At 46.7% G+C, this 13,966-nt stretch carries 11 protein-coding genes; 7 read left to right on the top strand and 4 right to left on the bottom strand.

Translation table 11 applies throughout. The features are described from left to right. The first annotated feature begins 15 nt into the window (after positions 1-15). Complete coding sequence (galB, locus tag CGC64_RS08650) at positions 16-2,517, top strand: beta-galactosidase GalB (protein ID WP_005679713.1); 2,502 nt, start codon at positions 16-18, stop codon at positions 2,515-2,517. A gap of 241 nt (positions 2,518-2,758) precedes the next feature. On the opposite strand, the gene CGC64_RS08645 is transcribed toward galB, so the two are convergent. Genes CGC64_RS08645 through CGC64_RS08635 form a run of 3 tightly spaced genes read right to left on the bottom strand, consistent with a single transcriptional unit; the run spans position 2,759 to position 5,233 of the window. Continuing rightward, positions 2,759-3,127, bottom strand: a complete 369-nt coding sequence (locus tag CGC64_RS08645) for a ribosomal maturation YjgA family protein (RefSeq protein WP_005679735.1) — start codon at positions 3,125-3,127, stop codon at positions 2,759-2,761. 19 nt (positions 3,128-3,146) lie between these two features. Next, a complete protein-coding gene (locus tag CGC64_RS08640; protein WP_005679737.1) occupies positions 3,147-3,950 on the bottom strand; it encodes a TIGR03915 family putative DNA repair protein in 804 nt (267 codons plus the stop codon). Positions 3,951-3,964: 14 nt separating this feature from the next. After that, positions 3,965-5,233, bottom strand: a complete 1,269-nt coding sequence (locus CGC64_RS08635; protein WP_005680285.1) for a putative DNA modification/repair radical SAM protein — start codon at positions 5,231-5,233, stop codon at positions 3,965-3,967. 298 nt (positions 5,234-5,531) lie between these two features. On the opposite strand from CGC64_RS08635, the gene CGC64_RS08630 reads away from it, so the two are divergent. The 6 genes from CGC64_RS08630 (at position 5,532) to CGC64_RS08605 (ending at position 9,866) form a co-directional block, all read left to right on the top strand. Continuing rightward, positions 5,532-5,828 (top strand): DUF4248 domain-containing protein, encoded by a 297-nt coding sequence (locus tag CGC64_RS08630; protein WP_005679740.1) that lies wholly within the window; start codon positions 5,532-5,534, stop codon positions 5,826-5,828. A 479-nt stretch (positions 5,829-6,307) separates the two neighbouring features. Continuing rightward, positions 6,308-6,928, top strand: coding sequence for a hypothetical protein (locus CGC64_RS08625; RefSeq protein ID WP_005679741.1), 621 nt, complete (start codon positions 6,308-6,310; stop codon positions 6,926-6,928). A gap of 13 nt (positions 6,929-6,941) precedes the next feature. Continuing rightward, positions 6,942-8,303: a replicative DNA helicase gene (gene dnaB / locus CGC64_RS08620; RefSeq protein WP_005679742.1), complete on the top strand. Its 1,362-nt coding sequence runs from the start codon at positions 6,942-6,944 to the stop codon at positions 8,301-8,303. A 190-nt stretch (positions 8,304-8,493) separates the two neighbouring features. Then, positions 8,494-9,018 carry an HU family DNA-binding protein gene (locus CGC64_RS08615; RefSeq protein WP_005679744.1) on the top strand — a complete coding sequence of 175 codons (525 nt, stop codon included), beginning with the start codon at positions 8,494-8,496 and terminating at the stop codon, positions 9,016-9,018. 111 nt (positions 9,019-9,129) lie between these two features. Continuing rightward, on the top strand, positions 9,130-9,420 hold the full coding sequence (locus tag CGC64_RS08610) for a hypothetical protein (RefSeq protein ID WP_005679746.1): 291 nt from the start codon (positions 9,130-9,132) through the stop codon (positions 9,418-9,420). Then, positions 9,417-9,866 (top strand): N-acetylmuramoyl-L-alanine amidase, encoded by a 450-nt coding sequence (locus CGC64_RS08605; protein WP_005679748.1) that lies wholly within the window; start codon positions 9,417-9,419, stop codon positions 9,864-9,866. Before CGC64_RS08610 ends, CGC64_RS08605 begins: the two co-directional genes overlap by 4 nt. A gap of 666 nt (positions 9,867-10,532) precedes the next feature. Here the strand turns inward: CGC64_RS08605 and CGC64_RS08600 are convergent. Continuing rightward, entirely contained in the window at positions 10,533-13,811 is a 3,279-nt protein-coding gene (locus tag CGC64_RS08600; RefSeq protein ID WP_146109163.1) for a coiled-coil domain-containing protein, read from the bottom strand. Positions 13,812-13,966 lie beyond the last annotated feature (155 nt).

The raw sequence follows: 13,966 nt of genomic DNA, 5'->3' as shown, positions 1-13,966 counted from the left end.
TTACCCCCTATATTTATGAATAAACATCTTAAAATCGCAGCAGCTCTATTAGTAGCTCTACCGACATTAACCTTCGCGCAAGTGCGTACGGAACAGACCTTTGAAAAAGGCTGGAAGTTTACACGAGAAGACAGCAAGGACTTCAGTCAGCAGACGTACGACGACACCAAATGGCAATCCGTCACCGTCCCGCACGACTGGGCTATCTACGGTCCTTTCAGTATCGAAAATGACAAACAGAAAGTCGCTATCACCCAGGACGGGCAGAAGGAAGCACTGGAACACGCAGGACGCACGGGCGGACTTCCCTTTGTCGGTGTAGGCTGGTATCGCCTGAACTTTGAAGCCCCGGCATTTTCTTCCGGCAAGAAAGCAACCCTCATCTTCGACGGCGCCATGAGCCACGCCCGTGTCTACATCAACGGACAGGAAGCCGGCTTCTGGCCTTACGGCTACAATTCGTTCCACATCGACGCCACTCCTTATTTAAAAGCGGGCGAACAGAACACCTTGGCCGTCCGTCTGGAAAACGAAACCGAATCTTCACGCTGGTATCCGGGCGCAGGCCTATACCGCAACGTTCATCTGGTGATTAACGAAGACGCCCATATCCCGACATGGGGGACGCAGCTCACCACGCCTGTCGTAAAGAAGGATTTCGCCAGAGTCAACCTGAAAACACGTCTCGACATCCCTTCGGGCAAGGCGTTCACCGACTATCGCATCGTGACCGAACTGAAAGCTCCCGACGGCAAAGTGGTAGCTTCCGACGAACAACAGGGTACGAAATACGACGAAAAAATATTCAACCAACATTTCGTGGTAGACAACCCTGCACTCTGGTCGCCCGATTCTCCGGCGCTCTATTCTGCAGTGTCCAAAGTGTATGAAGGCAATACGCTGAAAGACGAATATACCACGCCTTTCGGTATCCGTTCTATCGAAATCATCCCGAACAAGGGATTCTATCTGAACGGTGAACGTACCACATTTAAAGGGGTGTGCAATCATCACGACCTCGGCCCGTTGGGCGGCATTGCCAACGAAGCAGGGATCCGCCGCCAGATACGCATCCTGAAAGATATGGGTTGTAACGCTATCCGCACTTCCCACAATATGCCGGCTCCCGAACTGATCCGTGCGTGCGACGAAATGGGTATGATGATTATGTCCGAATCGTTCGACGAATGGAAAGCAGCCAAATTGCAGAACGGTTATCATAAGATATTTGACGAATGGGCGGAAAAAGACTTGGTGAACCTGATTCACCAGTTCCGCAACAATCCCAGTGTCGTGATGTGGTGCATCGGCAACGAGGTTCCCGACCAGTGGAACGGTGACCGCGGACCGAAGTTGTCCCGCTTCCTGCAAGACATCTGTCACCGCGAAGATCCCACCCGCCCCGTCACTCAAGGCATGGATGCTCCGGACGCAGTGGTGAATAATAATATGGCTGCCGTAATGGATGTAGCCGGATTCAATTACCGTCCGCACAAGTACCGGACGAATTACAAGAAGCTCCCGCAACAGATTATCCTGGGGAGTGAGACAGCTTCCACAGTCAGTTCACGCGGCGTGTACAAGTTGCCTGTCGCCCGACGTTCGATGCAGAAGTATCCCGATCATCAGGCTTCGTCATACGACGTAGAGCATTGCGGTTGGTCTAACCTGCCCGAAGACGACTTTATCCAGCACGAAGACCTCCCCTACTGCATCGGGGAATTTGTATGGACCGGCTTCGATTATCTGGGTGAACCGACACCGTACTACACCGACTGGCCCAGCCACTCGTCCCTGTTCGGTATCATCGACCTTGCCGGACTGCCCAAAGACCGCTATTACCTCTACCGCAGTCACTGGAACAAGGACGTGGAAACTCTCCACATCCTCCCGCACTGGAACTGGGAAGGACACGAAGGCGAAGTAGTCCCGGTATTTGTCTACACGAACTACCCGTCTGCCGAGCTGTTTATCAACGGTAAGAGCCAGGGCAAACGTACCAAGGACCTCTCCGTAACGATTGACAACAGTGCCGACTCTGTTTCAACAGCAAATCTCAAACGTCAGCAACGTTACCGCCTGATGTGGATGAATACGAAATATGAACCGGGGACTGTCAAAGTGGTCGCTTACGACAAAGACGGCAAGCCCGTTGCCGAAAAGGAAATGCATACCGCAGGAAAACCGCATCATATCGAACTGATAGCGGACCGCTCGCAAATCAAAGCCGACGGAAAAGACTTGTCATTCGTCACCGTCAGAGTAGTAGACAAGGACGGTAATCTCTGTCCGCTGGCGGATAACACTATCAGCTTCAAAGTGAAAGGCGCAGGAACTTACCGCGCAGGAGCCAACGGAAACCCGGCTTCACTCGAATCGTTCCAGACCCCGAAGATGAAGGTATTCAGCGGAATGATGACCGCAATCGTTTCTTCTTCGGACAAGCCGGGAAAGATCACACTGGAAGCTACCGGAAAAGGATTGGCGAAGGGTGTGTTGAATATTGAAAGCAAGTAGAAAATAAAACAAATATAAGAGGCTGACTAACAAGTCGACAGTATCTAAAACTCTCCTCCTTCAGGAAGGAGGAGTACCCGTAGGGGGAGGTGGTAGGTGAATGCGTAAGTCCATTATTATCAGCATTGTGTATCCACCTACCACCCCGGCTTTCAGCCACCCCTCCTTCTCCGAAGGAGGGGAATGGAAGATACTACCGACTTGTTAAACAGTCTCTTATTTCTTTATAAAAGACCTGTTATTATAAACTCTTTTGACAAATACGCTCGAACAAGAAAATCAGAACGCAACCCACCGCATAGCAGGCAATGTCTTTCCAATCGAACGTAGATCCGAGAATAATTTTTGCCGCCCGGTTCGTAATCCCTAAAGTTTCCACCAACTGAAAGTATTGCATCACTTCTATAAAGCAGGCAAAAAGAAATACATAGAACGGCATTCTCGGAATCCCCGTTGGCAGAAATATACGGACAAAACTATACACAAGCACAACCACCAGTACATCTCCAATGTAAGGACGGACAAAATTATCACATACGTACAAAGCTATCAATACCTCTATACAAAATATTACCAGAAAGCTGATAATGTAAAATATCCTTTTCTTCATCCTTCTCTTACTCACAGGGTTAAAAATCCGTTTTGATCTGCAAAGGTACAACTTTTTGTTTCTCCGTCAAATACTTCCAGTACCGGACAGGCATATCCTGCTTGTGCTTTCTCGGATTCATACGTTCCTTGATGCAGATAGCCTTGAAGTACGTTTTCCAAAGTTGCTGGAAAAGTTTTTCATCCTTATCCATAAGGCTCTCGTCCAGCATTCCCGTTATCAGGTGAGCTTCGCGGCTGTCGTCATCGAAGGAAATCAGCGTCACCTCCTGCAAATCATAATAAAAACCGTAGCGGCGTTTCATATCATAAATAATCCACTTCTGATTGGCAAAGCGGTCTTTGAAATGCTGCACCGTAAGCGGCAGAGCATTATACTGCGGTTCGAAAGCCGCGAAAAACGTGCCGTCCGCCGCCTTCTGAAAACGGACAAACTGCATTATATGCACACGCTCACCGTCCACCTTCTTCCAAATCTGTGCAAGCCGGAGGACGTCCGGATCGGCAAAATTCGTTTCGATAGAGCGCGGCGCATCAATCGCCTTGCGGATATAACGGAAAATAAGAATACCGACCTCCGGAAGCTCCGACAGCCAACTCTGCGTGAGACAGCCAAGCGCGGAAGACGAAACCTTCTTCTGCAATCCCCGCCACACACGCGCCGCCTTCTCCTCGTCAGTGACTACGGTGTGCAGATCGTCACAGAATAACGGCAAAGCGTCTCCTTCCGACAGCAGCGCATCGGGAAAGGTCTTGCGGAAGTAAGCGTCGAAAACAGCCGTCAGCAGACCGTCGAAGGTTTTATCGTAGAGGTAGACATTCATTCGCAAAGTTCAATTCATTCGCCAAAATCAAGTAACAGTTGCCGTTCATCCACCTTCTTTTTCGGCTTCGGCAGCAACAGACTGCGTACCCGTTGCGGCGAAAGCTCGTTCACGGTCGCCATTTGGAGAGGCAGTTCCTTGCACGTAATGAAATACTGTGCCTTCTTCATCACCACTCCGATCTTCTTCAATTCATAAAATCCCAGTCGCGAGAAACGGCGGGAAGCGACAATCAGCTTCGCCGATTTCACACCGATGCCGGGCACACGGAGGAGCATTTCGTAATCCGCCTTGTTGATATCGACCGGGAACTGCTCCGGATGACGCAACGCCCACGAGAGTTTCGGATCTATTTCGAGGTCGAGATCGGGATACGCATCATCCACTATCTCATCTACTTTAAACTGATAGAAACGCAGCAGCCAGTCCGCCTGGTAGAGACGGTTTTCACGCACGAGAGGCGGCTGCTTCAATGCCGGAAGACGCTTGTCATACGTATTTACGGAGACGTATCCGGAATAGTAGACACGCTTCATCGTCGGGCGCCCGTAGAGTGCCGACGAGAGGAAAAGAATATCCTTATCCGATTCGGAGGTCGCTCCTACGATCATCTGCGTGCTCTGTCCCGCAGGCGCAAAGCGCGGAGCATGGCGGAACTTCTGCCGTTCCTCCTTACTTTCCAATACTCCCTGCTGGATGTATTTCATCGGGGCGAAAACGCTTTTATGATCCTTCTCCGGTGCAAGCAGTTTCAGGTTTTCTTCTTTGGGGATTTCTACGTTGACGCTGAGACGGTCGGCGTAAAGTCCGGCTTCGTTTACCAGTTCGCGACTGGCACCGGGAATGCTTTTCAGGTGGATATACCCGTTGAAGCGGTGCACCAGGCGCAAGTCTTTGGCGACACGCACGAGCCGTTCCATGGTATAGTCCGGATTGCGGACAACGCCGGAACTGAGGAACAGGCCTTCGATATAATTGCGACGATAAAACTCCATAGTCAGCTCTACCAGTTCCGAGACGGAAAACGTGGCGCGCGGGAGGTCGTTACTGCGGCGGTTCACGCAGTAGGCACAATCGTAGATACAATAATTGGTAAGCATGATTTTCAGCAATGAGATGCATCGCCCGTCCTCGGCAAAACTGTGGCATATCCCCCAGCCTCCCACCGTGTTGCCCAGCATTCCCGGTTTATTGGAACGCACTGTGCCACTGGAAGAACAGGAAACATCATACTTGGCAGACTCCGCCAGTATCTTCAATTTAGCTAAGACATTTTCGTTCATGACCCCCTTTTTTCGGTTCTTCTGATTACTTCTCCGATTCTTTCGCAAATATACAATTTAATTTGAGAAACCGGCAGAAAAAAAAATTTAGCAAATATATAAGTACAAAATAAGTCAAAAATTAAGAGGCGGGAAGCTATGCTTCAAAAAGAAAAATAATAAATACATAAATTATTACATTATATATTATACAAAGCAAAATATATTTATAATTTTATCACAACAATTATTTTTTAACTACCTTTGCAGGGATTCAAAGAGAATCACACCAACTAATTAAATATTAATTTTTACAAATATGAAAAAAGTCAAAGAGATTGACGATGAGGACGAATGGAGTATTAAAGGTTTCAAATCTTTCTCCATAGCAGCAGTAGAATACTTTCCGGAGTACACCAGCACTGACGCTGCAATCAAAAGAATGCGCCATGACATAGAGAACGACGCGCAATTGCTCGCGGACTTAAAGCCTACGCACTACACCCACAAGACCGCACGCCTCAGCCCCAAACAACAGTGCATACTTTTCACCACCTGGGGACCTCCCGAGATTAAGCTGCGCGGTCATGACGAAACACCGGAAAACCAGAAGTAGGCAAAACACGGAAAAAATGAGTTGAGCGAACTATATAATATAGAATAATATATATTTTTATTTATATATGCACGGTTCGTGGCACGCCCCGTTTTTCAGCACCCGTGCAAAACCCTCATATACAAACGGTTATCATCACAAAGAGGGCGGCACGGTTGGTGGCACGGTCACAGCCCCGAAAACAGAGCCTCTATTTTCCCAAAACAAAGGCTCTATTTCCCCTAAACAGAGCCTCTGTTTCACCGAAATGAAGGCTCTGTTTCACTGAAACGAAGGTTCTGCCTTAACCGGGCAGAGTCCTCGTTTTTCTCTCCTTCCCTATCAACACCGACAATTTATTACCGGCTCTTTCCGTCCAAATACTACACCGCCGTCCATATCCGCCAACAGCGTCCAACGCTATTTTGCCGACGGGAAATATCGCCTTATATTTACACCGCATTCAACAACGAGTGTAAAACAATAAACCATTTCAATTCATGAAACAATTAACTACATCATCTCTCAAACAAGGTTACATCACTATCCCCCGGGCATTACTAAACAGACAAGCAACCGACGGCGCTGCCGGAGAGACAGAAGCATTTCTCCAAATCCTGGCGCACACCAATTATTCCGACGTGCCATACGACATCAACGGGACAATCATTCTATGCAAACGCGGTGACTCCCTTATCAGCTATCACCACTGGAGCAATATTTTCGGCTGGACACGCCCCAAAACCACCCGTTTCTTTCAACGACTGGCCAAAGGAGGCATTATAGACCTCATCCCTCATCAGGAAAAGATACTCCATATCCGTATCACCAACTTTGATCTTTGGACCGGACGTATCCCTTCGGAAGCCAAAGACGCCCGAAAGGAAGAAATCTCCACAGACTTCGACCTTTTCTGGGACAAATACCACACCGTGATGCGAAAGCCGAAAGTCAACGTCGCCCGCGGCCGCCGCGAATGGAACAAGCTCACCCGCGAGGAACAACAACTGGCAATAGACCGCATCGAGGACGTCTACTACCACACCAACGACACCCGCTTCATCGCCCACGCTTCCACTTACCTGAAAGACAAGGCTTTTCTGAACGAATATATGGACTAAAAAGACAAAGAATATGCAACCACATGCACCCGAACTCGAAGAAGCCGTCATAGGCGCCTGCCTGATAGAGCAGGAAGCGTTGCCGCTCATAGCGGACAAGTTACGCCCGGAAATGTTCTACGACGACCACCACCAACTGATCTTCGCCGCCCTCATGGCGATGTATCATGCCGGCAAGAAGATCGACATACTGACCGTCAAGGAAGAACTCGCCCGTCGCGGAAATCTGGATGCGATAGGCGGACCGTATGCCATTGTGCAACTGAGCAGCAAAGTCGCCTCCTCCGCACATATCGAATATCACGCGCAAATCATTCACCAGAAATACCTGGCACGCGAAATGGTTGTCGGCTTCAACAAGCTGCTCATCTGTGCCATGGACGAGACGATCGACATCGACGACACTCTCATAGACGCCCACAACCTCCTCGACCGTCTCGAAGGTGAATCCGGCCACAACGCCCACATCCGCGACATGGAAACCCTTATGGCGGACACAATGGAAGAAGCCGAAAGGCGCATCGCCAAGAGCGTGAACGGTGTCACCGGCATTCCCACCGGTCTGACGGAACTGGACAAGAAAACAGGTGGCTTACAGGACAATGACCTCATCATTATCGCCGCCCGTCCCTCGGTAGGCAAAACGGCCTTCGCCCTCCACCTGGCACGCCATGCGGCTCTGGCGGGGAACGCAGTAGCCGTGTACAGTCTCGAAATGCAGGGCGAACGCCTTGGGGACCGTTGGCTAATGGCCGCCTGCAACATCAACCCGTACCGGTGGCGCAACGGGATTCCCAATCCCCAAGAGGTAGCGGAAGCACGCACCACCGCCTCGGGACTGGCACAACTGCCTATCTACGTGGACGACAGTTCTTCCGTCAGCATGGATCACATCCGTTCGAGCGCACGGCTGCTGAAAAGCCGCAAGCAGTGTGACATGATTATCATCGACTACCTGCAACTTTGCGACATGAGCACCAAGCAGGTCAACCGGAACCGGGAACAGGAGGTGGCACAAGCCACCCGCAAAGCGAAGTTGCTGGCAAAGGAGTTGCATATCCCCGTCGTACTGCTGAGCCAGTTGAACCGTGAATCGGAGAACCGTCCCGGAGGTCGTCCGGAACTGGCACACCTGCGCGAAAGCGGAGCAATCGAACAGGATGCGGACATCGTTATACTCCTTTACCGACCGGCTATGCTGCATATTCCGACCGACCGCGAAAGCGGTTACCCGACAGAGGGACTGGGTGTGGCTATCGTTGCCAAGCAACGTAACGGGGAGACGGGAAATGTGTATTTCGGACATAATCAGTCTATTACAAAATTTTATGACTATGTTCCTCCAATGGAATATTTGAATAAATACGCCAAATAGTTTTGGTTATTTATATAAATAATATAACAGTAAATAATAGTATTATCAACTATTATATCTGCCAAATTATTTTATAAATATAGAGAAAATAAACGGTTGATTACTTGACTTCGCCTCTTGGATTTTGTATATTTGTAGTATCAGAAAGAGATTATAGAATTATTTATCTAAACCTTAACTTTTTAATTTTATGGATGTATTAGTAGAACGCTATCAGCGTAGGAAGTATGTGAATCAGGAGGATGCTCCGATGTTGTATTACATTCGCCAGAAAGCCGGCAATGTAAGAGTCATGGATGTCGATACAATGGCTGCCGCCATTGAAAGCAAGTCGTCGCTTACGGCAGGGGATGTGAAGCATACCATTGAAGCATTTGTGGAGCAGTTGCGGTTGTCGCTTACTCAGGGCGATAAAGTGAAAATCGACGGGTTGGGAACGTTTCATATCACCTTGACCAGTGACGGTACGGAGGTGAAGAAGGATTGCACGGTACGTAGTATCCGCCGTGTCAATGTCCGTTTCGTTGCCGATAAGGCGCTGAAGTTAATCAATTCGAGCCACACGAGTACGCAGAGCGATAATAATGTGGTGTTCGCATTGGGTGGTAAAGGCGACGGCAGCGATCCGGACGAGGGTGGTTCGGGTAGCGGCTCCGGAGGTTCGGGTGAGGAGAAACCGGGCGGAGGCGGAGTGACACCGGACCCGTCAGTATAAAACCCGAAAAACAGTCCCGCATGGCTTCAGGAGCCGACTTCTACGGTTCCACGCCATGCGGTTTCTGTTTTCAATCTTCAACTTTCAATATTCAATTTTTAATTAAATAAGATGTTAGACAAAATCATTGATATTATCATGACCGTCCTTCCTTTTTTCGGAGGTCGCAAGAAGCGTCAACAGATGATGCAGGAAGTCAAAGAATTCAGCGAATTAGTGAAAGAGCAGTACAATTTCCTCATGCAGCAGCTTGAGAAGGTATTGAAGGATTATTTCAACCTGAGCGACCGTGTGAAGGAGATGCATTCCGAAATCTTTTCGCTGAAAGGTAAGTTGTCGGAAGCTATTGCCCTGCAATGCGTCAATAAAGAGTGTATCCAACGAAATAACGGCAACGCATGAGAGCTATCAGTCTGATCGTTGTCCACTGTTCCGCCACTCGTGAGGACAAGAGTTTCACCGAGCACGACCTGGACGTTTGCCACCGTCGTCGTGGTTTCAACGGTGTGGGGTATCATTTTTATATTCGCAAGAATGGGGACATCAAATCGACCCGTCCTCTCGAACGCATCGGTGCGCACGCCCGTGGCTTCAACAGTGAAAGTATCGGTATCTGCTATGAGGGCGGTCTGGACAGCGAGGGACATCCCAAAGACACCCGGACACCGTGGCAGAAACATTCTTTGCGTGTGCTTATCCTGACGTTATTGAGGGATTATCCCGGATGTCGTGTCTGCGGACATCGTGACCTGAGTCCCGACCTCAACGGCAACGGTGAGATTGAACCGGAGGAATGGATCAAGGCTTGTCCTTGCTTCGACGCCGAAAAGTGTTGGAGCGAAGAGTAAGTATTGAAAAGCCCGGACTTTCGCAAGCCCGGGCTTTCTATATCCTCAAGACATCTCCCTTTTCATAGGGGAAATTATGACCGGCATTACGGCCGGCACAATAAGGGAAATGCATTAAGAGTAAATAAAAGGGATGCCAGTGGGAAATTATTAGGAAGACATCCCTTTTCTTAAGAAACACAGCATGGAAGAATTGACTTTCACAAGCGAATGACTTCGTACTGGTGCTTCTCGGAGTTTTCTTCACCACGAGGGTGAAGAAGGGTTTATCTTGTTGATTCAAGTTTCGCAAGTATCCTGCATAGCTTCTCCTCCTTCGGGAAGGAGGAGTCCCCGTAGGGGGAGGTGGTAGGAAAAATAATGAGTTTACCTTTTTAAAAGAAATAAGGAATATACCTTATCTCTACCTACCACCCCGCCCTTTGGGCACCCCTCCTTCCCAAAAGGAGGGGAAGCCTGCGGTATAATTCCCTGCGGTATAATTCTCAGCGGAATATTTCTCAGCAGTATAATCCATGCAGTACAATCCATGCGGAATGCAGCACTTACGAAACTTGAATTATTAATTCAAAGATATCTCCCGCTCCGATAAGTCCATAATGGGAATAAGCGAATGACGAGAGATATCAATGAAGTTTGTCGATATCCTGGTTTCTAAATATTTAATTATTTAGTTGAACCTTCCGGATATGTAATAGTCAATTCTGTTTCAGCATTCTCCGGTGCTCCCCAAGCTGTAGTAGCTATCACTTTAATTTTCACTGTAATAGGATTAACGATTGCACCTTCTTGTGCTCTGATAACATCATTCAACTGAATAGTCTTATTAGCAGCAGCTATTTCACCTGTTTCAGCAGTGTAGCCGGTTGTATTGAAACAATTCACGAAAGTAGCACGGCTTTCCTCTGCAACGATATATTTCACTGAGCCGCTATAAATAGCCAATGCACCGTCTACAGTTGCAGGATCCGTTGTAGCACCACCGCTTGCAGCAGCAAATGTCGGCCATATTGTCACACCTCTAAATTCTTTCCAAGTGAAGTCTGTAGACAAGTCATACGTATCAGTCAATTTAGTTTTGGTAATTGTACGGGCTTCTTCTTCCGGAGCTGTAATTGTACCAGCAACCTTAACAGAAGGTTTCAAATTTACTGTCAGCAGATTAGCATTGAGTACAACCGGATCTTGATCCTTAGGAGTATAATACAGACTAAATGTATAAGATACTGCTTTATCAGTTGCAGCAGCAGCTTTCACAGTAAAGTCGTCGAAGTTAATAGTACCAGGGTACAAATTAGTTTCGCTTTCATCACCACCCTTAGTAATCTTCAACTGTACTGTCTTATCTGTTTGCACTGCCTTTTTGAGAGCTGCGATATCTGTAGCCAAAAGTACTTCAGACAATTTTCTGCTTACTGTCAGAGCAGTCATTGCCTGAGCATCAGCAGACGGCATCAAATCTACAACAGATTTACCATCCCAGTTTATTGTATTAGCACCCAGTTTCAAATCTGTAACAACCGGAGCCAAAACTTTCACATCAACGGTGATATTTACTATTGCAGAATTAGCATAAGTTAATGTCAATGCAGGTTTAAATGTATAATCTTTAGCCTCATCACCTACTGTTTTAGCAGGAATAGTTACTACTACATCATCACCAGATGCATCAATTGTTACTCCTCCGTCAGCAGCTGTTGATTTAGTAGCACCGCTTACAGCAGCACTAAAGCTTTCATAACTTGCTCCAGCAACTTCGTTAATCTTGGCAAGAATTTTACCAATTTCTTCGGATTTAAGGTTAGCTGTCTGAACAGCATCTTTCCAGTATAGGTCAGCCACAGCATATTCCAAATTAACACCTTCTGCAACAATCTTCGCATTAACAACAGTTCCTGTATAATCAACCTTAACAGGCTGGCCTTCGTTAGTTGCAGTTGTAGTTACTTTTATCTTCGGTGTAACTGTACAAGTCTTATTATATCTGCTAGAAGCAGGTAATTTGCTTTGATTAACTGTAAGAGCATAAGTAGTAGGATTCAGAACAAAGTAATCCGCATCCGCAGGAACCTCTGTCTTTTCAAATGTCACCTCAAAGAGATCGGGAGACAAACCAAGAGAAGCTAATGTAACAGCCTCGGCAGCAGGAGAACTTCCGTTCTCATTATCAGACAATTTCACCTTGATATATTCTGAATTCTTCTCGGCGTCATAGAAATTGATAGCGCTACCGGCTTTATCTACCAAAAGTTCCGGACTTCCGTATGTTTTTGCAGCATAATCAACAGCATTAATATACTTCTTTGATACAATAACTGCAAAATAATCCGAATTGATTTCAGTAAAGTTGGTAACATCCTTACCCTCCTCATTATTTCCTACTACAGAAAGAGAAAGAGCATAGCTCTTCACTGCCGTTGCAGCATTCAGAGTCACAGTAATCATACCTTCGATAGCTACATCTGCTTCATCTTTAGCTTGTTCTACGCTGGCTACAGTCAGGATACCGTCATTGGTTGCAGCACGGCTAGTAATGACGTGTTTGTCCGTAGTAATTGTATACTTAGGATGTTCGCCAATCAAATCAGCTACGGCAGATGCCGGAGACACACGGAAGTTTACTTTCACACTGGTCGGAGCAGAAATTACTACAGGTCCTTCCGCAGTTTGAGCAGTAGAAGTATAGATCGATGCAAACGATACACTTCTAACCAATTCGCCACTAGCATCATATTTCTGCGGTGCAAAAACAAGACTCTTAAGCATAGAGGTCAATCCGGATTGAAGAGCATTCAATTTTGTTTCCAAAGTTGCAACTTTAGAATCAAGGTCAGAAATGCTGTTACCTATATACTCACCAATCTTCGTATTCAAATCCGCAATCTGCACATAGTTTTTCTCTAATTTTGTAGTAGTGGTATACTTACCAAACTCTGTCGCCAGATCTGTAATATCGCCTAATGCTTCAAAACATGTATTAGCTTTGTCAATCGTATTATTCTTCGGATCTGTCAAGGAATTATAAAGTTCCTCCATTGTAGACAAATTATATCCTTCCAAAGTAGCAAGACGTTCTACAATAGCCTTATAATCTTCACCTTGCTCAGCTTTATATGTTGTCCATTCCTGACGGAGAGCCTCCATTTTGGTATCAGCAATTTCACCACACTTAGCCTCAACCTGAGTCATAATATCAGTGGTAAATACACCTTCAAGATATGCCCGAAGGGCGCTTTCCGGTTTGTCCAGATTTTGTTGCAATAAAGCTACAAACTCATCATCGATATACTTCTTCACATCCGCATCTGTCTGTATAAAAGACAATACATCGTCAGTGGTAAGATGCTTTATCTTTTCAAGAGTTTCAACCCTATCACTTAGAGCGTTCAAATCAACTTTAGTAGCATACAACTTCGCATATTCTGCGGCATTTGCATCCATTAAGTCCTGAAGCTCTGTTTTCAAATCAGCGATTTGAGTTGCAATACTGCCTTTTATCGCCTCGTCAGCTTCTTCCAATTTAGTTTCCAGTGCCGCAATTTGACCTTCCAACTGTGTTTTGGCTGCATCAATCTTAGGCTGAATGGATGAATCTACCGTTGCAATAGCTTCATTCAACTCCGCTTTCAACGACTCCAGTGTGCTAGCATCAGCTTTTCCATTTACAGCTTCTTGCAATTTTGTAACAACTGCCTGCAATGCATCTAACGCTGACTTGTCTGCCTTGCTTGCAATCTTATCCAGATCTGCCTGCACTTTAGCTATTGCACTACTAATAGCAGCATTCATTGCTTCTGTTGTCACATCAGCCCCCTTCTGGTTAATGTTGTCAATCTGCTCTTGCAGACCTTTCACATCATCATCGTAGTCTTTACAACCTACATAGGTGACAGTAGAAAGTGCCAACGCCCCGAAGAACATCACTTTTACAAATTTTCTTTTCATAACTACTTAAAAATTACATTAATAATATATTATTAAACACTAAGTTTCAATAATAGACAACCCGTTACTCCGTAGGTAACGGAGAAACCTTTGTTCCTACTCTTCTGGAGTAGTCAATACTGAAAAATGATACGATAAGTGATGAAAGTTCTTTA

This window comes from Bacteroides caccae, assembly GCF_002222615.2.
Taxonomy (GTDB): Bacteria; Bacteroidota; Bacteroidia; order Bacteroidales; family Bacteroidaceae; genus Bacteroides; species Bacteroides caccae.
Note: the sequence above shows the minus strand (reverse complement) of the source record. Positions and strands in the feature narration are given on the sequence as shown.

Bases quoted from the DNA above. Each gene is read 5' to 3' on its own strand.
- galB (WP_005679713.1), top strand. From the start codon at position 16: ATGAATAAACATCTTAAAATCGCAGCAGCTCTATTAGTAGCTCTACCG.
- CGC64_RS08645 (WP_005679735.1), bottom strand. From the start codon at position 3,127: ATGAAGAAAAGGATATTTTACATTATCAGCTTTCTGGTAATATTTTGT.
- CGC64_RS08640 (WP_005679737.1), bottom strand. From the start codon at position 3,950: ATGAATGTCTACCTCTACGATAAAACCTTCGACGGTCTGCTGACGGCT.
- CGC64_RS08635 (WP_005680285.1), bottom strand. From the start codon at position 5,233: ATGAACGAAAATGTCTTAGCTAAATTGAAGATACTGGCGGAGTCTGCC.
- CGC64_RS08630 (WP_005679740.1), top strand. From the start codon at position 5,532: ATGAAAAAAGTCAAAGAGATTGACGATGAGGACGAATGGAGTATTAAA.
- CGC64_RS08625 (WP_005679741.1), top strand. From the start codon at position 6,308: ATGAAACAATTAACTACATCATCTCTCAAACAAGGTTACATCACTATC.
- dnaB (WP_005679742.1), top strand. From the start codon at position 6,942: ATGCAACCACATGCACCCGAACTCGAAGAAGCCGTCATAGGCGCCTGC.
- CGC64_RS08615 (WP_005679744.1), top strand. From the start codon at position 8,494: ATGGATGTATTAGTAGAACGCTATCAGCGTAGGAAGTATGTGAATCAG.
- CGC64_RS08610 (WP_005679746.1), top strand. From the start codon at position 9,130: ATGTTAGACAAAATCATTGATATTATCATGACCGTCCTTCCTTTTTTC.
- CGC64_RS08605 (WP_005679748.1), top strand. From the start codon at position 9,417: ATGAGAGCTATCAGTCTGATCGTTGTCCACTGTTCCGCCACTCGTGAG.
- CGC64_RS08600 (WP_146109163.1), bottom strand. From the start codon at position 13,811: ATGAAAAGAAAATTTGTAAAAGTGATGTTCTTCGGGGCGTTGGCACTT.